This window comes from Paenibacillus sp. FSL P4-0176 (assembly GCF_037975265.1).
In the GTDB taxonomy this organism is placed as follows: domain Bacteria; phylum Bacillota; class Bacilli; order Paenibacillales; family Paenibacillaceae; genus Paenibacillus; species Paenibacillus amylolyticus.
Genome location: NZ_CP150242.1, coordinates 832531 through 854861, shown reverse-complemented (window position 1 = coordinate 854861; position 22331 = coordinate 832531). Strand labels below are relative to the sequence as shown.

Annotated in this window: 19 protein-coding genes and 1 riboswitch; all 19 genes read right to left on the bottom strand. The window is 48.1% G+C overall.

The features are described 5' to 3' along the window. Positions 1-180: 180 nt before the first annotated feature. Positions 181-786, bottom strand: coding sequence for an alpha/beta hydrolase (locus MKY95_RS03940; RefSeq protein WP_036668429.1), 606 nt, complete (start codon positions 784-786; stop codon positions 181-183). A 14-nt stretch (positions 787-800) separates the two neighbouring features. Then, the gene (locus MKY95_RS03935; RefSeq protein ID WP_100526417.1) at positions 801-1754 is read right to left on the bottom strand and encodes a ring-cleaving dioxygenase; all 954 of its coding nucleotides are present in this window, start codon (positions 1752-1754) and stop codon (positions 801-803) included. A gap of 395 nt (positions 1755-2149) precedes the next feature. Next, complete coding sequence (locus MKY95_RS03930; RefSeq protein ID WP_076320039.1) at positions 2150-3232, bottom strand: hemolysin family protein; 1083 nt, start codon at positions 3230-3232, stop codon at positions 2150-2152. A gap of 286 nt (positions 3233-3518) precedes the next feature. Then, on the bottom strand, positions 3519-4856 hold the full coding sequence (locus tag MKY95_RS03925) for a hemolysin family protein (RefSeq protein WP_036606064.1): 1338 nt from the start codon (positions 4854-4856) through the stop codon (positions 3519-3521). Positions 4857-5575: 719 nt separating this feature from the next. Further along, on the bottom strand, positions 5576-6841 hold the full coding sequence (gene purD / locus MKY95_RS03920) for a phosphoribosylamine--glycine ligase (protein WP_339196953.1): 1266 nt from the start codon (positions 6839-6841) through the stop codon (positions 5576-5578). Positions 6842-6970: 129 nt separating this feature from the next. After that, the gene (gene purH / locus MKY95_RS03915; protein ID WP_076320040.1) at positions 6971-8518 is read right to left on the bottom strand and encodes a bifunctional phosphoribosylaminoimidazolecarboxamide formyltransferase/IMP cyclohydrolase; all 1548 of its coding nucleotides are present in this window, start codon (positions 8516-8518) and stop codon (positions 6971-6973) included. Positions 8519-8850: 332 nt separating this feature from the next. Further along, on the bottom strand, positions 8851-9468 hold the full coding sequence (gene purN / locus MKY95_RS03910) for a phosphoribosylglycinamide formyltransferase (protein ID WP_036606067.1): 618 nt from the start codon (positions 9466-9468) through the stop codon (positions 8851-8853). Then, positions 9468-10508, bottom strand: a complete 1041-nt coding sequence (gene purM / locus MKY95_RS03905; protein ID WP_076320041.1) for a phosphoribosylformylglycinamidine cyclo-ligase — start codon at positions 10506-10508, stop codon at positions 9468-9470. The genes purN and purM overlap by 1 nt, the downstream gene beginning before the upstream one ends. Positions 10509-11249: 741 nt before the next feature. Next, positions 11250-12728 carry an amidophosphoribosyltransferase gene (gene purF / locus MKY95_RS03900; protein WP_036606069.1) on the bottom strand — a complete coding sequence of 493 codons (1479 nt, stop codon included), beginning with the start codon at positions 12726-12728 and terminating at the stop codon, positions 11250-11252. Continuing rightward, the gene (purL, locus tag MKY95_RS03895) at positions 12713-14956 is read right to left on the bottom strand and encodes a phosphoribosylformylglycinamidine synthase subunit PurL (RefSeq protein WP_100526311.1); all 2244 of its coding nucleotides are present in this window, start codon (positions 14954-14956) and stop codon (positions 12713-12715) included. The genes purF and purL overlap by 16 nt, the downstream gene beginning before the upstream one ends. Then, a complete protein-coding gene (gene purQ, locus MKY95_RS03890; RefSeq protein WP_036606071.1) occupies positions 14934-15623 on the bottom strand; it encodes a phosphoribosylformylglycinamidine synthase subunit PurQ in 690 nt (229 codons plus the stop codon). Before purQ ends, purL begins: the two co-directional genes overlap by 23 nt. Positions 15624-15627: 4 nt before the next feature. Continuing rightward, the gene (gene purS, locus MKY95_RS03885) at positions 15628-15873 is read right to left on the bottom strand and encodes a phosphoribosylformylglycinamidine synthase subunit PurS (protein WP_017690695.1); all 246 of its coding nucleotides are present in this window, start codon (positions 15871-15873) and stop codon (positions 15628-15630) included. Positions 15874-16430: 557 nt separating this feature from the next. Next, positions 16431-17303, bottom strand: a complete 873-nt coding sequence (locus MKY95_RS03880; protein WP_339196948.1) for a phosphoribosylaminoimidazolesuccinocarboxamide synthase — start codon at positions 17301-17303, stop codon at positions 16431-16433. A gap of 252 nt (positions 17304-17555) precedes the next feature. Further along, entirely contained in the window at positions 17556-18854 is a 1299-nt protein-coding gene (gene purB / locus MKY95_RS03875; RefSeq protein ID WP_076320043.1) for an adenylosuccinate lyase, read from the bottom strand. Continuing rightward, positions 18851-20053, bottom strand: coding sequence for a 5-(carboxyamino)imidazole ribonucleotide synthase (purK, locus tag MKY95_RS03870; RefSeq protein ID WP_076320044.1), 1203 nt, complete (start codon positions 20051-20053; stop codon positions 18851-18853). Before purK ends, purB begins: the two co-directional genes overlap by 4 nt. Further along, entirely contained in the window at positions 20050-20535 is a 486-nt protein-coding gene (purE, locus tag MKY95_RS03865; RefSeq protein ID WP_076320045.1) for a 5-(carboxyamino)imidazole ribonucleotide mutase, read from the bottom strand. Before purE ends, purK begins: the two co-directional genes overlap by 4 nt. A 194-nt stretch (positions 20536-20729) precedes the next feature. After that, a riboswitch (purine riboswitch) is annotated at positions 20730-20831 on the bottom strand. Positions 20832-21102: 271 nt separating this feature from the next. Beyond that, complete coding sequence (locus tag MKY95_RS03860; protein WP_017690701.1) at positions 21103-21537, bottom strand: universal stress protein; 435 nt, start codon at positions 21535-21537, stop codon at positions 21103-21105. 222 nt (positions 21538-21759) lie between these two features. Beyond that, positions 21760-22023, bottom strand: a complete 264-nt coding sequence (locus MKY95_RS03855) for a DUF1294 domain-containing protein (protein WP_017690702.1) — start codon at positions 22021-22023, stop codon at positions 21760-21762. Positions 22024-22149: 126 nt separating this feature from the next. Beyond that, positions 22150-22287, bottom strand: coding sequence for a hypothetical protein (locus tag MKY95_RS03850; RefSeq protein WP_017690703.1), 138 nt, complete (start codon positions 22285-22287; stop codon positions 22150-22152). Between the last annotated feature and the right edge of the window lie 44 nt (positions 22288-22331).

Genomic DNA, 22331 nt, shown 5'->3' with positions numbered 1-22331 from the left:
ATATCACTAAGCATACAAGGTTATCTACTACACATTCAAATGTTTACCCGGTTAGTAACGGTTACATAACACCAGTCAATCATTTCCTCTTCCTAACGATGACTAAATAAAAAGAAAAAACAGCCCGATCTTCACGATCAGGCTGTCTCTATACGTTTCATAACCGTCTATCCACCCAATTTACGCCTGAGTCTTAAACCAAGCTGCCGCAGCTTCTGCCTCAGTACGAGTCAACTGATGACCCTGACGCTCCCAATGCGTGTTTACATCGGCACCTGCACCGCTGAGCAGCGAAGCAAGTTCCTCGGTTTCACGTCTTGGTACAATCGGATCGTTCTCGCCCGCACCAATGAACACAGGCAGACCTTTCAGATCCGGCAGTTCGAGTCCGCGCAACGGTACCATCGGGTGATGCAGAATTGCACCTTTGAATACGTCTGCTTGATGGAAGATCAAGCTTGCCGCAATGTTGGCACCGTTAGAGTAACCCAGTGCATACACGTTGGACCGATCAAAACCGTATTCCACCGCAGCTGCATCTACAAAAGATCCCAGCTCTGCCGTACGAGCAATCAGATCTTCTTCATCAAAAATGCCTTCGGCCAGGCGGCGGAAGAAACGGGGCATCCCGTTCTCCGATACATTACCCCGCACCCCAAGTATGCCAGCTCCTGGTGCGATCATCTCCGCCAGACCGATCAGATCATTCTCGGTTCCGCCTGTGCCATGAAGCAACAGGATTGTTGGCGCATCCGGCTGAGCACCTGCTTTATAGATATGTTTCATTGTATTGGTTGTGGTCATGATTTGGACTCTCCTTTCCATTCACGTACTTCAATTCGTGGCAACAATTGTTCAATCTGCTCACGCTGTGGTTCATACCATTCAGGCAACATCAGTTTCTCACCCATGCTCTCTGCTGGTTCATCCCGTGCAAATCCCGGAGGATCCGTAGCCAGTTCGAACAGTATACCACCCGGCTCCCGGAAATACACAGCGTTGAAGTATTGACGGTCAATGACTGGCGTTGGATGATATCCGGATTGTTCAAGATCCTGCTGAATTTGTTCATGTTCCACGTAATCTTTGGCACGCCATGCAATATGGTGAACCGTTCCGGCTCCACCAATCCCGCGTTGGATACCTGTGGACTGAATATCAATGATCTGACCAATATCGCCGCTTGCCTGAAGACGAAGGAGTCCGTTCTCTTCACCGACTTGCTCCAGACCCAGTTTGCTCACCAAGACGTCCATGGTTTTCTCAGGAACGTGGCTGAACAATACGGCTCCGCCAAATCCTTTGATGGCATGCTCCGGTGTCACACCGTTGAAACTCCAGTTGCTTGGCTGACCGCCTTCACGCTCAACCAGTTCAAGCAACAGACCGCCTTTGTCGAAGAAACGAATGTACTGCTCACCAAATCTGGTTTTATTTTCATATGGAATATCGAAGGAAGCAAGACGTTCTTTCCAGAAAGGCAGGCTTCCTACAGGAACCGCATATACGGTAACTCCAGTCTGACCTGACCCAATGACACCTCTTCTTGAATTCTGCTGTGGGAAAAAGGTAATGATTGTGCCCGGTGCACCCTGCTCATTCCCGTAATACAAGTGATACACGTCCGGTGCATCAAAGTTTATTGTTTTTTTCACCAGTCTGAGCGCCAACACAGCTGCATAAAAATCAACGTTTTTCTGCGCATCGTCAACAAAAGCTGTAATATGATGAATTCCTGAAGTTCTGAACATAATCTCCACTCCCTTGGTTTATTTACACAGACACTACGATGACAGAATAACCTTCCAATCGCTCTTATCCCCAGATTTTTTTGATTTCTTTTCCTAAGGGAAAATCCGGGGATAAAGGCGAACGCTTCGCTTTTTTAGGTTTTTTCTGTCCTCTTCGTTACGTGTAAGTTATTAGTTCGACTTATTTTGCTTCTTTTATTTATTGGTTTCTATTATTTATCTTTAAATTAAGATTCTTTAAATTTATATTAATCCATTGGACCACATTATGCAAGCTTTTATTTTAAAATTAAGATTTAATGCAAAAAGCAGGCCCCGATCACTCCGGGAACCTGCTTAGCGTATAACGATTGATTAGGTTGCTTCGTATTCCTGTATCACTTTTGTATTGCTGCTTCTTAAACCAGTTTAATTCTTTTTGGTGGATTCACCAAATCTTTATGCTCGTATTCATCCTTGATATCTCCGACAATCTCTTCAAGGATATCCTCCATCGTAACCATACCTACCGTAGCACCTGCCTCGTTTTTCACGGTTGCAATGTGTACACGGCTTTGCTGCATCTGGATCAGTACATCCTTGATTGGAGAACGCTCGGAGAAACTCGGTGTATTGTGAACAAATGTCTCCATATTGAAATCTCTGCCCGCAGCCACACTCGTCAGCATTTCTTTGGTATTAATAAAGCCAACAAAATGTGCCTGATCCCCATTTGCAATAACAGGGTATCGCGTGTATTCATGTCGATTTAGCGTCTCAATGATCTGATCAATCGGCATTTCCTTATTCAGAGTAACAATTTTATCTCGTGGAATCATAATCTCCTGAAGCAGACGCTCATCAAAAGCAAAAATGTTTTTGAGATAGTCCAGCTCCGTCTGGTTGATCTCGCCACTCTCGTAGCTCTGTGCCATAATCAGCTTCAGCTCTTCTTCGGAGTGAACGGTATCATGCCCGGCAGGTTTTACACCAAATATGCCAAGCAACAGACGAGCAGCTCCATTTAGCGCGTAGATGAATGGATTCATGATTTTACCGAACCAATACAGTGGTGGTGCCAGCAACAGCGTCATTCTCTCTGCAAACTGAATCGCCAGGGTTTTCGGTGCCAATTCACCAATAACCACGTGCAGGAACGTAATGATCGCCAGAGCAATACCATAGGAAAGCACGGTAGACAATGCCGCTGGTACTTCCATTCGCTCAAAGAGCGGATGCAGCATTTTCTCAACAGTAGGTTCACCCAAGGCTCCCAATACCAGTGCCGTGATGGTGATCCCCAATTGACATGCCGACAGATAATAATCCAGGTTGTGCGCCACTTTTTTGGCCAGTACTGCCTTTTTGTTGCCTTCCGAGATCAATTGATCGATTCGGGACATCCGTACTTTAAGAATTGCAAATTCGGCTCCAACGAAAAAGGCTGTCAGACCTATAAATACGGCTACTAAAAATAAATTCAAGGCTATTATTCCGTCCAATGATTTCCCTCGGGTTGAGGGATTCACCTCCATTAAATTTTAAAATAAGGTTTGCACGAGTGACGTTCCGGTGACGGCTCGTTCTTCCGATCGCCATTGCCTCCAAATTTTCCTGATTGTTGTTTTCAAAGGTTTAAAATTGGTTTGCAAACGCGAACGCTACGCTTCTTCAGAATCGATTCCGTCCCCCTACACTGTTACGTTGCCAAAACGTTTTAAATTCTGAGGGCAGTAGCCAAATAGGCAGTTAAACCCTAGATTACAGTCATGATCGAACCAACCAAGATCACGCCAGATCGCTAGTAGCTTCCTCAACCTGTGCGCCGCTCACTCGTTCCAGAAGAACTTGTTTGATGTGATAGTTTTCGGTATCCACAACGGTCCAGACATAATCGCCGTGTTCTACCGTGTCTCCTTTTTCCACACCTACACCCTTCTGGTATTGAATCCATCCAGCAACGGTATCCATCTCTTCATTACCTTCAAAGCTAAGTCCGAACTGCCGCTCCACTTCATCCAAAAGTACCCGGCCATTAATGAGATATTGATTCTCTCCGGTCTCCTGAATATCGGCCACCTCATCGGCATCGAATTCATCGCGAATCTCACCGACAAGTTCCTCCAGAATATCCTCCATCGTAATGATACCCGAGGTACCCCCATATTCATCCACGACCACGGCCATGTGTACACGTTCCTGCTGCATTTTAATCATTGCATCCTGGATACTTGTAACTTCGGAAACAAATGGGATCTCACGAACGAACTCGCTTAGTTGATACGATCTTGCGGCTACCATGTCAGGCAAAATCTTTTTCACATTCACAACGCCGATAATGCGGTCCTTGTCCCCATCCTCGATGACAGGGTAACGTGAGTAGTTATGTTCATCCAATATAGGAATAATATCGTCATAGGTCATATCCTGATCTAATGTCACCAGTTCTGTACGAGGTACCATGATGTCTTTGGCATCACGTTCATCGAACACAAATACATTTTCCAGATATGAAAGCTTGGTCTTGTTGTTCTCGTCACCTTCATAACTCTGGTTCATGATGATTTTGATCTCATCCTCCGAGTAGGCTTGATCATGTTTGGCAGGCTTCACACCGAATCCTCGCAGAAGAACACGTGATGTTCCATTAAGCGCCCAGATGAACGGATACATGATTTTACCAAACCAGTATAGCGATGGGGCGAGCATTAATGTCAGTTTTTCTGAAAATTGAATCGCCAACGTTTTCGGTGCCATCTCACCAACAACCACGTGCAAGAACGTGACGAGGATAAAGGCGATCGCATAGGAAGCAATCGACGAGATTGAAGCAGGTACATCTAAATAATTGAATACCGGATATAACAATCTCTCAACCGTCGGTTTTCCGAGCGCTCCCAGTCCCAGTGCAGTGACCGTAATACCGAGCTGACAGGCTGACAGATAATAATCCAGGTCCGAGACAACTTTTTTAGCCAATACGGCCTTTTTATTGCCCTCCGCGACCAGTTGATCCACTCTTGATGTACGAATTTTGACTACAGCGAACTCCGATGCTACGAAAAATGCAGTCAATGCAATCAAGATAATAAGTAAAGCGATATTCAATATGGTAATTATGTCCAATGATTTCCCCGGTTCTCAGGGATTCACCTCCAGAGATAGTTACAGCGTGATCCGTTAACTGTGTTAACCATTCATCAACTGTTAGTCTTTCAACACGACGTCTGCCTTATATAAAATTGATTTCAATGATATCTTTTGTATAAGTCTTACGTTTGACCTTGTAAAATTACAAAACAGGAATTCAAGATGAAGTCAATGACTTGCAGAAACTTCTTCATTCAAATCGGGTTACCCCTCATGCTGTCAATTGTTCCTCGCTTAACTCCACCTAGATTCGCCATTTGGACAATTTACAATATCGCCTACCCAATAGATATCCACCTCCCCTCGTACTCATTCCTGTTTCCGAAAAGTATACCATGTTTCCCGCTCAACCATCCAGTTGCACGTTATGGTTTGCCACAAGCTTACAGTATAATGTTCACAAATTAGTCTCTATGTATGTTACGTACTTTATATAATATGATTGATATTACCTCGTAATGTGATATTGTTCACATGTTTAGTATAGTCCAATTTATAAAAATACTACCCCTTACTTTAGGGCATTAAACATGCCGGATCTCCCTGATTTAATCCCGTTTTGAATCTTCCCCATATTCTTTCCCGTATAAAACAAGTCCGGCCGTATGCACAAGATACATCTATATACGTAGCAAAGAGCCCGCAAGATGCAAATACCTTTCCGGTATACATCTTTACGGGCTCTTATACTCATTCTATACGAGTGCTTTGGCAGCAATATCCGCTCGCTGATGTTTACCATCAAAATGGATACGCTCCGCCTGTTGATAAGCTTTGTTTCTAGCTTCGGCAATATCCGCACCAAGGCCAACTACACCCAGGATCCGTCCACCATTCGTAACCCAGTCTCCCGCTTCACTACGCGCTGTACCTGCGTGGAATACCACGGCGTCATCTACTTGGTTCAGTCCTTCAATGACTACACCTTTGGCATAAGGACCCGGATAACCTCCTGAAGCAAGCACCACACATACTGCGGCTTCATCACTCCATTCAATCTCAATATCAGCCAGCTTTCCATGGACGGTTGCCCAGAAGATATCGAACAAGTCACTCTTTAGGCGTGGCAATACGACCTGTGTTTCCGGATCACCAAAACGTGCGTTGAACTCAATCGTTTTGGGCTTACCATCTGGCGAGATCATCAGTCCGGCAAATAATACCCCCTGGAATGGGCGTCCCTCGGAAACCATCGCTTTGGCCGTTGGTTTGATGATCGTCTCCACGGCTTCCTCAATAATAGAAGCAGGGATATGTGGTAATGGTGAGTATGTACCCATACCGCCTGTGTTTGGCCCCTGATCATTGTCGAATACAGGTTTGTGATCCTGTGCCGCCGCCATCGGGCGAACCGTCTCCCCATCAACAAAAGCCAGAATGGACATTTCCTGCCCTGCGAGGAATTCCTCGATGATGACTTTGGCTCCCGCTTCACCAAATACTTTGTCCACCATGATACTGCGAAGTGCCTGATCAGCCTCTTCACGCGAATAAGCTACGGTCACACCTTTGCCCGCTGCCAGTCCATCTGCCTTGATGACAACCGGAATTGCTTGCTCATTCAGGTATGCTTGAGCTTGTTCGTAGTTGTCGAATTTTTCATAGGCTGCGGTTGGAATGTTGTATTTGTGCAGCAGGTCCTTCATGAACGTTTTACTTCCTTCGATCTCTGCTGCATTACGACGGGGTCCGAATACCGGAATACCTGTCGAATCAAATGCATCCACAATCCCATCCGCAAGCGGATCATCCGGACCAATAACCACCAGACCTACTTTAAGCTCTACAGCAAGAGCCGTTAGTTTATCGAATTCATTCACCGCAATGGCATGACACTCAGCCAGCTGAGCAATGCCTGCATTTCCCGGTGCACAGTGAATCTTGTCTACCTTTGGACTCTTCGCCAGTGCCCAGATGATTGCATGCTCTCGGCCACCGCCGCCTACTACCAGAATATCCATTCGTTCTGTTCCCCCTCCGTGCATAACTGGATTCGTTACGCTATCGCGTGTTGAAAAAACTAAAAAAGAGGGGGTGTACCATAAGTCATAAGTATGACTGGCGACACCCCTTATTAAACCTTTTTCGTTCTAGTGTTTGAAGTGACGAACGCCTGTGAAGACCATGGCAATTCCGTATTCATTCGCTACTTTGATGGATTCTTCATCTTTGATCGAACCACCCGGTTGAATTACCGCTGTAATTCCGGCTTTTGCTGCCAGTTCCAGCGTATCACCCATTGGGAAGAACGCATCAGATGCCAGAATAGCACCTTTTGCTTGCTCGCCCGCTTGTTCAATCGCAATTTTGGCTGCACCCACACGATTCATTTGTCCAGCGCCCACACCCACTGTCATGTCATTCGCAGCAAGCACAATAGCGTTGGATTTCACGTGTTTAACTACTTTCCAGCCAAACAATAGCTGTTTCAGTTCTTCTTCCGATGGCGCACGATCGGTTACCACGTTCAGCTCGCTCGCTTCGATGGAGTGTACATCGGACTGTTGCACGATCATACCACCGTCGATGGACGTTACCACGAATTGGCTCTCCCGTTTACGAGCAGCATTCAGTTCACCCGTTTTGAGCAAACGAATGTTTTTCTTCTTCGTCAGGATATCGAGAGCCTCTTGTGTAAAGTCAGGAGCAAGTACGATTTCCAGGAAAATCTCGCTCAATTTGCCTGCTGTGTCGCTGTCGATAATGCGGTTCGCTGCCACAATGCCACCAAAGATAGACGTTGGATCTGCAGCATATGCCTTGCTGTAGGCTTCATAGATACTTGCGCCAATACCTACGCCGCATGGGTTCATATGTTTAACCGCCACAACTGCCGGTTCTTCAAATTCTTTGACAATCTGCAATGCTGCGTTCGCATCGTTGATGTTATTATAAGACAACTCTTTGCCGTGCAATTGCTCGGCTGTTGTCAACGTATCTTGAGCAGCCAGCGGTTTGCGGTAGAATGCCGCCTGCTGGTGTGGATTTTCGCCGTAACGCAAATCTTGGAGTTTTTCGTAAGTAACCGTTAGACGCTCTGGCAATGGATCGCCATTTACGTTGGACAGGTAGTCGGAGATGAGTGCATCGTAAGCCGCCGTATGACGGAACACTTTTGCCGCAAGCCGTTTGCGAGTTTCGAGAGTGGTATCTCCATCGTTGCGCACTTCCTCCAGCACTTGGCTGTAATCAGATGCGTCTACAACGACACTGACAAAGGTATGGTTTTTGGCTGCCGAGCGAAGCATCGTTGGACCGCCAATATCGATGTTCTCGATGGCATCTTCGTATGCTACGTCCGGTTTCGCAATAGTCTCTTGGAATGGATACAGGTTCACGACAACAAGATCGATATAGCCGAGACCGAGTTCTTCCATCTGGCGTGTGTGCTCTTCGTTATCACGCACAGCCAACAACCCACTATGAACTGCCGGATGCAATGTTTTGACACGTCCGTCCATGATTTCGGGGAATCCGGTCACATCCGAAATTCCGATGACAGGTACGCCTTCCTTCGACAACAGGCTGCTTGTACCTCCTGTCGAAATAATCTCCACACCCATTTGCGACAGCTCGCGGCAAAAGTCCACGATGCCCGTTTTATCCGATACGCTAACCAGCGCTCTTTTGATACTCACAATATGCTCCTCCTTTAATGTCCCATGGCTTCGCGTTTCCTGACGAAACACAGCCGATTTATTTCCCGAGAAATATCACAAAATGCGTACCAATATTCGACTTCTGTTATAGAAGTTGAACCAAGATGTTTACACGGGACACTCCGATGACAGAACAACCTTCCAATCGCTGTTATCCCCAGATTTTTTGATTCCCTTTTCTTAAAGGGAAAATCCGGTGATAAAGGCGAAGCGTATGCTTCCGATGCAGCTTTCTTTCAGAAAGCTTTTAGCTTCGCTTTTTCAGGTTTTTTCTGTCCTCTCCGTTAATGTGTAAAAAAATTCAACTTATATCAAACCGGTTTGTTAACAGTCACGTGACGTCCGTCTAACTGAACCAGACCTTGCGCGAACCAGGAAACAACTTCAGGGTATAACTGCTGTTCAGCCGCATGAATGGAACGGCTGATTGACTCAGGCGTATCCTCTGGCAAAATGGGAACCGGATGCTGGGCAATAATCGGTCCGGTATCCATGCCTCCGTCCACAAAATGCACGGTCACGCCCGTAACTTTCACGCCGTATTCCAATGCCTGTCCAATCGCATCCTTACCTGCAAATGCCGGTAGCAAGGACGGATGAATGTTAATCAACCGCCCTGCGTAACGATCCACCACAACGGAAGTCAGCAATCTCATATATCCGGCAAGAACGACCAGGTCGATCTTTTTGGATTCAAGCACTTCCACGATCTCTGACTCATAGGCTTCACGGGAAGCATAATTTTTCGGAGTAAACAGATGACATTCCACGCCTGCGTCCTGTGCCCGCTGCACAACACGTGCAGATGGTTTATCACACACGAGCAGATCAACGGATGCATTCAGCCCACCATTCCGTACTGCATCGACCAATGACTGAAAGTTAGTCCCTTCACCCGAGGCAAATACAGCTATGCGGTAGTTCGCCATTAAACATCCGCTCCCGTGAAGGTTACTCGCGCATCTCCTTCAGTAACACGTCCAATGATGTACGCTTCTTCACCAGATGCTTTCAGTTGTTGCAGCGCTTCCGATGCATCTGCTTCATTAACGACCAGTATAAGCCCAACACCCATGTTAAATGTGGTGAACATGTCACGGTTCGAAACAGCACCCTTTTCCTGTAACAGGTTGAAGATTGGCAGGATCGGCCAAGAGCCGTAGTCAATATCCACATTCACGTTGCTAGGCAACATACGTGGGATATTCTCGATGAAACCACCACCTGTAATGTGAGCCATACCTTTTACTTTTACCTTTTCCAGCAAGGACAACAGGGGTTTAACATAGATCTTTGTAGGTTCCAACAGTGAATCTCCCAGCTTACCACCCAGTTCCGCTACTTCATCATGCAGATCAAGTCCCGCATCTTCCAACAAAAGTCTGCGTACCAGCGAGAATCCGTTACTATGCACACCGCTGGAAGCAAGTCCAATCACTGTGTCGCCAGGGACGATGGTTGTACCATTGATGATCTTCGCTTTGTCCACGATCCCCACCGTGAATCCGGCAATATCGTATTCGCCTTCACTGTACATGCCCGGCATCTCCGCCGTCTCGCCACCGATCAACGCACAACCAGATTGATGACACCCTTCAGCGATACCCGCGACAATAGCTTCAATTTTCTCAGGAATGACTTTGTCACATGCCAGATAGTCGAGGAAGAAGAGTGGTTCTGCACCCTGTACCACAATGTCGTTCACACACATCGCTACCGCGTCGATTCCGATGGTATCGTGACGGTCCATGGCAAATGCAATTTTCAGCTTGGTGCCTACGCCGTCTGTACCGGATACAAGCACCGGCTCATCGTATTTATCTTTGTTCAAACCGAACAGGGCACCGAATCCACCCAGATCAGTCATCACTTCCGGACGGAAGGTACGCTTCACGTGTTTTTTCATCCGTTCAACCGCTTCATTACCTGCCGCGATATCAACGCCGGCCTTTTTATATGCTTCAGACAAGTGGAATCATCTCCTTTTTTTTCGCCCCACCTAAATCCTCCCGCCCGGGAGGACCCCATAGGACCTTGGCAGGCCCTCTGGACACCCGCCAAAAAAGCGGTGCAGAGGTGGCTGGTGTGATCTTGCTATGGTTGGTTCGTGCGTGATCTCGCGGGATTGTTCGCCGATTCCGTTGGCTGCAAGCCATCGGTCGGCGAACCCCGCTCAGCTACGCTGCGGGCAAGCCCGCTGGGCAGCTGCTTCGCCTAGCTGCCCTGGCCCCTGTTGCTCCGCAAGGCGGGGCTTAAGGGCTCGGGCTAGGCCCGGGGGCAGCTGCTTCGCTTGGCTGCCTAGCCCCTGTTGCACCGCAAAGCGGGGCTTGAGGGCTCGGGCTAGGCCCGGGGGCAGCTGCTTCGCTCGGCTGCCTAGCCCCTGTTGCTCCGCAAGGCGGGGCTTAAGGGCTCGGGCTAGGCCCGGGGGCAGCTGCTTCGCCTGGCTGCCTGGCCCCTGTTGCTCCGCAAGGCGGGGCTTAAGGGCTCGGGCTAGGCCCGGGGGCAGCTGCTTCGCCTGGTTGCCTGAGCCCCTGTTGCTCCGCAAGGCGGGGCTTAAGGGCTCGGGCTAGGCCCGGGGGCAGCTGCTTCGCCTGGTTGCCTGAGCCCCTGTTGCTCCGCAAAGCGGGGCTTAAGGGCGTGGGCTTGGCCCGGGGCAGCTGCTTCGCCTGGCTGCCTAGCCCCTGTTGCTCCGCAAGGCGGGGCTTAAGGGCTAACAGCTGCAACCGAATTTTTCCTCGCCGCCAAAATCGAGGCGGGTTGGGTAATCATGATCAAAACATGCGAGACATAGTCCGCCCTTCGGATCATCCTGATTATCTCCCTGAATCGATGCAATCAGTCCATCCGGACTGAGGAACTCTAGGGAGTCAGCATTAATTTCACGGCAAATTTCTTCCACCGACAACTGTGAAGCAATTAATTCACGGCTGTCAGGCGTATCAATACCGTAGAAACACGGGTTTTTGAAAGGTGGTGATGTAATCCGTACATGTACTTCCGTTGCTCCTGCATCACGTAGCATGTTCACGATCCGTCGGGAAGTTGTTCCCCGTACGATGGAGTCGTCAATCATGACCACACGTTTGCCTTCCACAACGCGACGCACAGCGCTCAACTTCATCTTCACGCCCTGCTCCCGCAATTCCTGGCTTGGCTGGATAAACGTACGTCCAGTGTATTTATTCTTGATCATACCCATTTCATACGGAATACCTGTCTGTTCAGCATATCCAATGGCCGCCGAGATGCTGGAATCTGGTACCCCCGTAACCAAGTCCGCATCCACAAACGACTCAATCGCCATCCGGCTTCCCATCCGTTTACGGGCCGCATGCTGGTTCGTACCATTCATATCACTATCCGGACGAGCAAAATAAATATATTCCATCGCGCATAATGCCTTGCGGTGTTTGTGATGATCAAAGCGATCCTCGTGCAGACCATCTGCATCCAGCACAAGCAGTTCACCCGGTTCAATGTCACGGATTAGCTCTGCGCCGATTGTTTCCAGTGCACACGTCTCAGATGCAAACAAATACGCATCTCCCAGCTTACCCATCGTCAGCGGACGAAGTCCGTGCGGATCGGAAGCCACGAGCAGTTTGTCATTGGTCATGATCAGAAATGCATAACCACCCACAATGCGCTGGAACGCCTCTTTTGCCGCTTCCACAAGCCCTTTGGAGGATCGTGCAATTAGATGCGCAATGACCTCAGTATCACTTGTTGTTTGGAAAATGGAACCGCTCTGCTCCAGCTCACGCCGGATCGTTGGTGCATTCACAATGTTTCCGTTGGTTGCTACTGCCAAATCGCCATCACGGTATTTAAATACCAATGGCTGTGCGTTTGTCAATTTACTGTCTCCACTTGTTGAATACCGGACATGTCCAATGGAAATATCCCCGGTCAACGTCTGCATCAGGTCTTTGGTGAATACTTCCTTCACCAGACCCATGCCGCGATGATAGTTAAACTGGCTGCCATCACTCACACACATGCCTGCACTTTCTTCGCCCCGATGTTGCAGCGCATGCAGTCCATAATAGGAGAGCGAAGCTGCGTCAGGGTGTCTGAACACCCCGAACACGCCGCATTCTTCTTTCAATTTGTCGAGTCCTTCCTTGCCGGACCCTTCATTATAATAATCGCCTGTCCACAACGGTCCTGTCGTCAGTTCATGAGACATGGAATCGCATCCTCCCAGACCTGAGCCAAACCTCCTACAGGTTCGCTCACGGCTGATGTTCCGTTCAATTCAATCGTCAGGTTACTTCCTTCTACACGTCCAATCACAGCTACGGGTACACCACGCTCACGTACAAATGCTTCAAGTTTACCCGCTTGCTCTGGCGTAGCCGACAACAAGATACGGGATTGGCTCTCACTGAATAGGGCGTGATCTGCACGCAATGCAGTCTCCACATTCACCTGTGCTCCTACGTTACCACTGATGCAAGACTCTGCGAGTGCAACAGCCAAGCCGCCTTCAGACAAGTCATGTGCAGAGCGAACGAGACCGGATTGAATAGCTTCCAGCACCGTGCTGAGCAACGCTTTTTCTGTTTGCAAGTTCAGTTCTGGTGGACGACCTTCCGTCTGACCATGAACCGCGTATTGCAGCTCGCTACCACCCAGTTCAGCTTTTGTTTCGCCGAGGAGGATGATAACATCACCTTCGGATTTGAATGCTTGCGTCGTGATATGATCCGTATCATGAACGAGACCTACCATACCGACAACTGGCGTTGGATAGATGGAGCCTTTGGCGTTTTCGTTATACAGACTTACGTTACCACCGATGACCGGTGTATCCAGCACACGACAAGCTTCCGCCATACCGTCTACCGCTTTCTCCATTTGCCAGAAAATATCCGGTTTCTCCGGGTTACCGAAGTTCAGGTTGTCCGTAATCGCCAGCGGCTCAGCACCGGAACATACAATGTTACGCGCTGCTTCACTTACGGCAATCCGTCCACCAACTTCAGGATCAAGGTACACATAACGTCCATTACAGTCCGTTGTCATCGCGAGACCTTTGCGTGTGCCACGAATCGTAACTACGGCTGCATCCGAACCTGGGCGAACGGCAGTGCTTGTACGCACCATGTAGTCGTATTGATCATACACCCATTTTTTACTAGCTACTGTTGGTGAAGCCAATACTTGTTTCAACGCTCCGCCGAGATCCGACACTTCGTCGTAACGAAGCGTGTCGATGGAAGCACTTTGCTCGTAGTATGCAGGTACAGAAGAAGGTTTGTCATACACTGGACATTCGTCAACCAGTGCCGTTACTGGCATATCTCCGACCACTTCGCCGTGGTGGATCAATTTCAGACGACCGTCATCCGTTACTTTACCAACTTTGGCACAGATTACGCCCCAACGTTCAAAGATTTCCATCGCCTGCGCCTCGTCCTTCGGCTCAACAACGAACAACATCCGTTCTTGGGACTCAGACAACATCATCTCGTAAGGTGTCATGCCTTCTTCACGCTGTGGTACCTGATCCAGATACAGTTCCAGACCGTTACCCGCTTTACTTGCCATCTCTGCACTCGAACATGTCAGACCAGCGGCACCCATATCTTGAATTCCCAGCACGATTCCCGTGTCGATCAATTCCAGACAAGATTCCATCACCAGTTTCTCCATAAACGGGTCACCGACCTGAACGGCTGTCCGTTGGGACTCGGATTCTTCCGTCAATTCAACCGATGCAAAGGTTGCTCCATGAATTCCATCACGGCCTGTTGGCGGACCAACATAATACACAGGGTTACCTACACCTTTAGCTACGCCGCGCTGAATCTTGTCATGATCAATCAGACCCACACACATGGCGTTAACCAGTGGATTGCCTTCATAGCTCTCATCAAACATCACTTCGCCACCAACGGTAGGAATACCGATACAGTTACCGTATCCAGCAATACCCGCTACCACATGTTCGAACAAATATTTAACGCGATCACTCTCCAGCTTACCGAAACGAAGGGAGTTCAGTATGGCTACCGGCCTTGCACCCATGGAGAAAATATCACGAATAATGCCTCCCACACCTGTTGCCGCACCTTGATATGGCTCAACCGCGGAAGGATGGTTATGGCTTTCAATTTTGAATACAACGGCCTGGTTATCACCGATATCGACGATACCGGCACCTTCACCAGGTCCCATCAGGACACGTGGTCCAGTGGTTGGGAAACGGCGCAGTAATGGCTTGGAGTTTTTATAAGCACAATGCTCGGACCACATTACACTGAACACACCAATTTCCGTGTAGTTTGGCTTACGCCCCATGAACTCACAGATCAGCTCATACTCGCTGTCAGATACGCCCATTTGTGCGTAAAGTTTATGTTCTGCGACCTGTTCTGCTGTTGGTTCCTTAGCGGATAGCTGCTGCGTCATGCCGATCCCTCCATGCTTTCAAAATAGATGTAAACATACGTTTGCCGTCTTCCGAACCAAACAGTGAATCCACTGCACGCTCTGGATGCGGCATCATGCCGACCACGTTTCCAGCCTCGTTACATACTCCTGCAATGTCACCCAGGGAACCGTTCGGGTTGGTACCATACGTAAATACGATCTGGTTGTTCGCTTGCAGACTCGCGAGCGTCTCCTCGTCGCAATAATAGTTTCCTTCACCGTGAGCAATCGGGATGATAATCTCTTCGCCCGGTGCATAGTCACGTGTAAATGGTGTATCTGCGTTTGCCACTTTCAATACCGTATCGTGACAACGGAATTTCAGGGAAGTGTTACGGATCAATGCACCTGGAAGCAATCCCGCTTCCGTCAGGATCTGGAATCCGTTGCAAATACCAAGAATATATTTACCTTGTTCAGCAGCCTTCGCTACCTCGTTCATTACCGGTGCAAAGCGGGAAATCGCTCCGCAACGCAAGTAGTCACCATAAGAGAAACCACCCGGAACTAAAATACAATCATAAGCCGATAGATCTGTAGCCGTGTGCCATACATAATCAACCTCTTGCCCAATGGCATCTTCCACTGCCTTATAACAGTCGATGTCGCAGTTGGAGCCAGGGAACACAAGAACTGCAAATTTCATGAGATTAACCCTCCAATTCGTAGCGGTAATCTTCAACAACGGTGTTGGCCAGCAACTTTTCACACATGACTTTCAATCGTTTCTCCGCTTCCGCACGATCTGTTGTATCCAGGTTCAATTCCATGACTTTACCGATCCGTACACTTTCCACTTCGTTGAATCCCATAGAATGCAGGGCTCCTTGAACAGCTACGCCTTGCGGGTCGAGTACGCTTTGCTTAATAGTGACATATACGGTTGCTTTGATCATGATCCTTATGTTCCTCCTCAGTAATGAACGGGATAAATGCTTTATGCTGTTAAAAATGGGGTGTGGAGCTTGCTCCGGGGCGGATTGTTCTTTCCGGTCGCTTGTTGTCCCCAGGTTTTTTGGATTGTTTTGGCCCGCTCTGCGGTCAAAACCCGGGGACAAAGGCGAACGCTATCGCTCCTTTAAGAACAATTCCGTCCCTCCGCTAGTCCATGCGACGTTTTTTAAAGGCCTAAACCTTTTACGTTGCACGGTGTTTAATGGTCTAGCCTGACCATTCCTTCAAAACAGTGAATGGTCTTTAAGTTACTTTAGTAATTAGTGAATTTAATTCTCTTAATTTTTCAGGCTTCCCCTACCTGTGGGAAGCCACCGCTCTTAATTGCCTCACCCACCAGTTTGAACACTGGCGGAGGGAAAGATTTGAGCTAGAGAAACGAAGTGCTCGCCTTTGCAACCGGAATGTTTCCTTTTGAAAAAAGGATTCCAATCAAAACATTCCGGGGGCAACAGCGATCGAAAGCCAAACTTTCCCATAGCCTCTCGCTCAAACGTTATTATTTCGTTAAACGGTTATAAATATCGACGTATCTTGCGGTTGTTGTCTCTACTACCTCTTGTGGAAGTGGATCAGGTTTGCTGTTCTTGTCCCAATCGGTTCCGGCGAGATAGGTGCGCACTGGCTCTTTATCCATACTGTCGATCTCGATGTCGAGTTCATAATTCTCTTTGGCCCAGAAGCGTGAAGCATCTGGGGTGAAGATTTCGTCAATCAGGATGACCGTGCCATCCACGATGCCGAACTCGAATTTGCAATCTGCCAGAATGATGCCACGCTGATCACAGTAATCACGTGCGAATTCGTACAGTCGTAGGCTTTTTTCCTGAAGCTCAACTGCGAGTGCGTCTCCCACCAGTTCTTTCATGCGATCCATTGGGATGTCCTCATCGTGACCCACATCGTTTTTGGCTGCCGGTGTGAAAATAGGAACTTCGAGCTTGGCGTTTTTGCGAAGTCCATCAGGCAGTTTAATGCCATTCACTTCACCACTCGTCTCGTATTGTCTCCATCCCCCACCCGTGATGTATCCACGCACGACACATTCAATATCAATGCGTTCTGCTTTGCGGGTTACCATGATGCGGTCTTTGAGCAATTCAGGGTCTGTGATGAGATCACCCAGTTGATTCACATCGGTATGAACGACGTGATTCTCCATCATGTCACCCGTCAGTTCGAACCAAAAGCTGCTGAGTTTATTCAGTACGTTTCCTTTCTCGGGAACTGCCGGGTCCAGCACGTAATCAAATGCCGAGATTCGGTCCGTAACCACGATCAGAAAATGTTCACCCAGATCGTATAATTCACGTACTTTTCCTTTATATAACAGAGGTGCTTTAACGAGATCTGCCGCAGTGGACAGTGCCATGGGCTCACCTTCTTTCAGGAGATGTAAAGTATACGTCCAATTCCCCTCTTCACGCGGGGCCACTCCGAATGCAGAACAACCTTCCGATCGCTGTTATCCCCAGATTTTTCTGATCCCCTTTCTCAAGGGGGAAATCCGGTGATAAAGGCGAGCGCTTTGCTTCTTCAGGTTTTTTCTGCCTTCTCCGTTCCAGCGTGAACACATAATCAACCTATACTTTTAGAGAGTAGAATAATTCAAAACCTTAATATATTAGTCGTTCAAACCAAGCTTTTTGAAGATGGTGTCAACGTGCTTCAGGTGCCATGATGGATTGAACGCATCTGCGATTTCTTCTTCGTTCAGCACTTCCGTGATTTCCAGTGTGGATTTCACGATATCCTGGAACTGACGTTGTTCTTCCCATGCTTGCATCGCACGTGGTTGAACGGTATCGTATGCTTGCTCGCGGCTGAAACCTTTGTCGATCAGCTTTGTCATGATACGACCGGAGAATGGTACCCCGTAGGTGCGCTCCATGTTGCGTTTCATGTTTTCAGGGAATACTGTCAGGTTCTTCACGATGTTACCAAAACGGTTCAGCATGTAGTTCAGCAGCATCGTTGCATCCGGCAGAATGATACGTTCTACGGAAGAATGTGAGATGTCGCGTTCATGCCAAAGTGTTACGTTCTCGTATGCCGATACCATATGTCCGCGAATGACGCGGGACAGACCGGAGATGTTTTCACTACCGATCGGGTTACGCTTGTGCGGCATCGCGGAAGATCCTTTTTGACCTTTTGCAAAAGCTTCTTCCACTTCACGGAATTCACTCTTCTGCAGTGCACGTACCTCTGTAGCAAACTTGTCCAGGGACGTTGCGATCAACGCCAGTGTAGCCATATATTCCGCATGACGGTCACGTTGCAATGTTTGAGTCGAGATCGGCGCAGGTTTCGTGCCCAGCTTCTCGCAGACAAACTCTTCGACAAACGGATCGATGTTCGCATATGTTCCAACTGCGCCTGAGATTTTGCCGTATTGTACATTGTCTGCTGCATGGCGGAAACGCTCCAGGTTCCGTTTCATCTCTTCATGCCACAACGCCATTTTCAGTCCAAATGTTGTTGGCTCCGCATGCACGCCGTGCGTACGTCCCATCATAGGTGTATGCTGATATGCCAGTGCTTTTTCACGAAGAATTTCAATGAAGTTCACGATATCCTTTTCCAAAATCTCATTCGCTTGACGCAGTACATAACCCAGAGCCGTATCCACGACATCTGTGGAAGTCAGTCCGTAGTGCACCCATTTCCGCTCTGCACCCAGACTTTCAGATACCGTACGTGTAAATGCGATAACGTCATGACGTGTTTCCTTTTCAATCTCATAGATGCGATCGATATCAAAAGATGCGTTCTGACGAAGCAATGCTGCTTCTTCCTTAGGGATTACACCCAGTTCGGCCCACGCCTCACATGCACAAATTTCAACTTCCAGCCACGATTGGAATTTGTTTTCTTCGGTCCAGATGGCTCTCATTTCGGGTCTGCTATAACGTTCAATCATGAATTTGTATTCCTCCAGAGGTTAGTTTGTTCAATCCATTGCAATCCTTCTTCAACATCCTGACAGAGCAGATTCACATGCCCCATCTTCCGTCCTGTTTTTGCTTCGGTTTTACCATATATATGAAGCTTGGGAATCACACCGAGCTCTATCGCTTCTGCATCAGGTTGCCCTGTTCTGGCGATAATGCCTTCCAGATGTTCTCCAAGCACATTGACCATAACAACTGGACTCAATAACGAGGTGTCCCCGAGTGGTAATCCGCAGATCGCACGGATATGTTGTTCGAACTGAGAAGTCGCACAAGCTTCCATCGTATAGTGACCAGAATTATGCGGTCTTGGTGCCAGTTCGTTAACGTACAGTCTTCCATCCGCCGCTACAAACAGTTCCACAGCCAGTAGCCCAACAGCCTTCATCGATTCTGCCACCGCTGCTGCCAGTTTCTGTGCTTCAATCTGGATGTCTGCAGCAACTCTAGCCGGTACAATTGAAGCATGCAAAATGTTATTCACATGAATGTTCTCCGCTGGCGGGAACGTTTTGATCTCCCCATTTGTACTACGCGCTACAACGACCGAAATCTCGCATTCAAACTTGATGAATTGTTCCAGCACCAGTTCCGCACCAGTAGCTGCAAGTTCTTCATATGCGGCAACAGCCTGACTTGCTTCCCGGATGACCCGTTGACCTTTGCCATCGTAGCCTCCAGTCACCGTCTTCAGTACACACGGCACTCCAAGTTCGCTAACAGCAGCAAGCATCGTATCCACACTTGTGATCTCACGATAAGGCGCGACTCTTACTCCAGCAGCTTCGATCGCACGTTTTTCACGCAACCGATGTTGTGTGGTGTACAGTAACGCACTTCCTTGTGGAACGTAAGACTCACGCTCGAGCAGCCCAGCGACTTCTGCATCCACATTTTCGAATTCATACGTAATGACATCGCATTGCCGAGCCAGTTCAAGTGCAGCTTTGGCATCGTCATAACCAGCTTCAATCTGACGAGCAACTTGACCACAAGGCGCATCCGCAGCGGGATCAAGAGTAACGAATCGATACCCCATTGCCGTTCCTGCGAGCGTCATCATACGTCCGAGCTGTCCGCCCCCTAGAATGCCGATGGTTGTCTTCCCCGGCAGCAGGACATTTTTCAGCTCTCCTGCTATACCGGATTGGTTCCCTGTACTACTCATAGTTCTTCACTGCTTTCGAGTACTTCTTGTTTGATGCGCTCTCGGCGAGCTTCAGAGCGACGTTGGACATCCGAGTCAAAAGCACCGATCATTTGAGCTGCCAGCAATCCTGCATTCGTTGCCCCCGCCTTGCCAATCGCCACAGTTGCGACAGGAATACCACCAGGCATCTGAACAATGGACAACAAGGAATCGAGACCGTTCAATGCTTTGGATTGAACCGGTACGCCAATGACTGGAAGCATCGTTTTGGCGGCAACCATACCGGGTAGATGTGCTGCCCCGCCTGCGCCTGCAATGATCACCTTGAATCCTCGATCAATTGCTTGCTCTGCGTATTCAAACATCAGATCCGGTGTACGATGGGCGGAGACCACCTTTTTCTCATACCCAATCTCCAGTTCGTCCAGCACCTCGCACGCATGTTTCATCGTTTCCCAATCCGACTTGCTGCCCATAATTACAGCGACTTGCAGTGACATGAATACATCCAACTCCCGTCTGCGCTTTTTTGATTACATCTGACTATTAAGGGACTCTTATTACGTGTGAAATGAAAAAATCCGCTACCCGCGAAAACATCACATTTTCTCCGGACACCGGACTCCAAGAAATACGTATCCCTCATTTGGGCATGCCAAAAGGGGGCTTGCTGTCCGCATCTGGTTGCATGCGACTCTCAGCCGTATCTCCTCGTAGTCCGGAAATTTACGGTTCCCGGGTAGATACTTCCGGGCCCTATTCCCGGCGTTATACGAGCAAATATCTGTCAAACTATCTTCGTTCATTTTAGTAATCTCTTATTACACATTTCGTTCCTACTCGACCTTATTCTTACCTGATCGACACATCTAACATTCTAACAATCCCCTACAGCTAATGTCAACTTAAAGACGAACATTTAACATATTGACAAATATAATGTTCGGGAATTGCTACTTTAAATTCGTTTAACCATCCATTTCATCCCATAAAAGAAAGCCGGCTCCTCTTCAATCTCTCGAAGACAACCGGCTTCCTGCTTTTAGTGTGTTCACACACTTCATCCATTATTTTACGATCAGTACTGGAACCCGCGCATGCTGCACCACATTGTGACTGACACTACCCAGAACAAATTCCCGAATTCCACCCAGTCCGCGGCTACCAATAATAATGATATCAGAATCATTTTCTTTGGCAAAATCAAGCAATACTTCCGCAGCTGCTCCTTGAATCAGGTCCACATTGGCCGTTACACCCGCAGCCTGAATCCGTTCTTTCGCTTCATCTGTCGTCTGTACCGCCAGATTGTAATAGTCATTATTAAGTGAAGGTGGCAATGGAGCCAGCCCCTCACCGATGAATACACGCGGGAAATCAAAAGCATGAATGACATCCAGTACTGCATTTGGGGACACTTTAGCTAGCTCAATCGCACGATCAAGTGCTTTATTTGAAGCTTTGGAACCATCATAAGCCACTAATATTTTGGAAAATAACATGTGAATCCCGTCCCTTCCTTTATATGTAGAGCACGCGAAGCAAGCTTCGGTCTGACATGTAATAAACTAACAGTTAAATAACAGAACCATGTAACTCCTTAAACGTTCCAAAGCCACAATGAACCATTTATACGAATGAATTTACATATCAGACGAATTAATGATACACCTTTCACTTCAGCGTAAGTCTTGTTCGAATGGTTACGCATTTGTTCCATGTGTTCATTGAATAAAGTAACCATAGATTACCGCATTCAAGAATAACAACAATGGAATGCCAATGGTGAAGCTGGGATGTTTAGTCTTATGTCTTTTCCGATACATCGCGATCCAGACTCCCAAAGCACCGCCTATAAATGCTAATAAGAATAACGTCCGTTCGGGTGTACGGTCACGACGCTGTTGCGCACGCCTCTTATCATCCGACATCACCAGATAACCAACTACATTAATAAATAAAAACCACAATATAAGTCCGGTTTGCATATAATTCTAGCGATCCCCCTGTCCCGGGACATCTCCCTGTCTCCATTATAGTCCTCATCAGAGACATGTTCAACGCACCGGATAGGGAACCGCAATTTTGTGTAATAACGCTAACCTCGCTCTAACCTAGGACTCCTGCTTTGGAATACCGTTCAGGCTTGGTGCTCTTTTGGCTGCTTTGTCCGGGCGCACAGCGATACTCTCTTCCCGTATACTGTCTTTGTTTTGCTGGTTATGAATTTTCTCTGGTTTATTATGCGGCATGTAGGTATCACCTCCTTGGCTTACGTTGCCTGAAAACGGAGGAT

Coding starts and splice junctions, on each gene's coding strand:
- MKY95_RS03940 (WP_036668429.1), bottom strand. CDS start 786: ATGAAACATATCTATAAAGCAGGTGCTCAGCCGGATGCGCCAACAATC.
- purD (WP_339196953.1), bottom strand. CDS start 6,841: ATGGATATTCTGGTAGTAGGCGGCGGTGGCCGAGAGCATGCAATCATC.
- purN (WP_036606067.1), bottom strand. CDS start 9,468: ATGGCGAACTACCGCATAGCTGTATTTGCCTCGGGTGAAGGGACTAAC.
- purF (WP_036606069.1), bottom strand. CDS start 12,728: ATGTCTCATGAACTGACGACAGGACCGTTGTGGACAGGCGATTATTAT.
- purL (WP_100526311.1), bottom strand. CDS start 14,956: ATGACGCAGCAGCTATCCGCTAAGGAACCAACAGCAGAACAGGTCGCA.
- purQ (WP_036606071.1), bottom strand. CDS start 15,623: ATGAAATTTGCAGTTCTTGTGTTCCCTGGCTCCAACTGCGACATCGAC.
- purS (WP_017690695.1), bottom strand. CDS start 15,873: ATGATCAAAGCAACCGTATATGTCACTATTAAGCAAAGCGTACTCGAC.
- MKY95_RS03880 (WP_339196948.1), bottom strand. CDS start 17,303: ATGGCACTGTCCACTGCGGCAGATCTCGTTAAAGCACCTCTGTTATAT.
- purB (WP_076320043.1), bottom strand. CDS start 18,854: ATGATTGAACGTTATAGCAGACCCGAAATGAGAGCCATCTGGACCGAA.
- purK (WP_076320044.1), bottom strand. CDS start 20,053: ATGAGTAGTACAGGGAACCAATCCGGTATAGCAGGAGAGCTGAAAAAT.
- purE (WP_076320045.1), bottom strand. CDS start 20,535: ATGTCACTGCAAGTCGCTGTAATTATGGGCAGCAAGTCGGATTGGGAA.
- MKY95_RS03860 (WP_017690701.1), bottom strand. CDS start 21,537: ATGTTATTTTCCAAAATATTAGTGGCTTATGATGGTTCCAAAGCTTCA.
- MKY95_RS03855 (WP_017690702.1), bottom strand. CDS start 22,023: ATGCAAACCGGACTTATATTGTGGTTTTTATTTATTAATGTAGTTGGT.
- MKY95_RS03850 (WP_017690703.1), bottom strand. CDS start 22,287: ATGCCGCATAATAAACCAGAGAAAATTCATAACCAGCAAAACAAAGAC.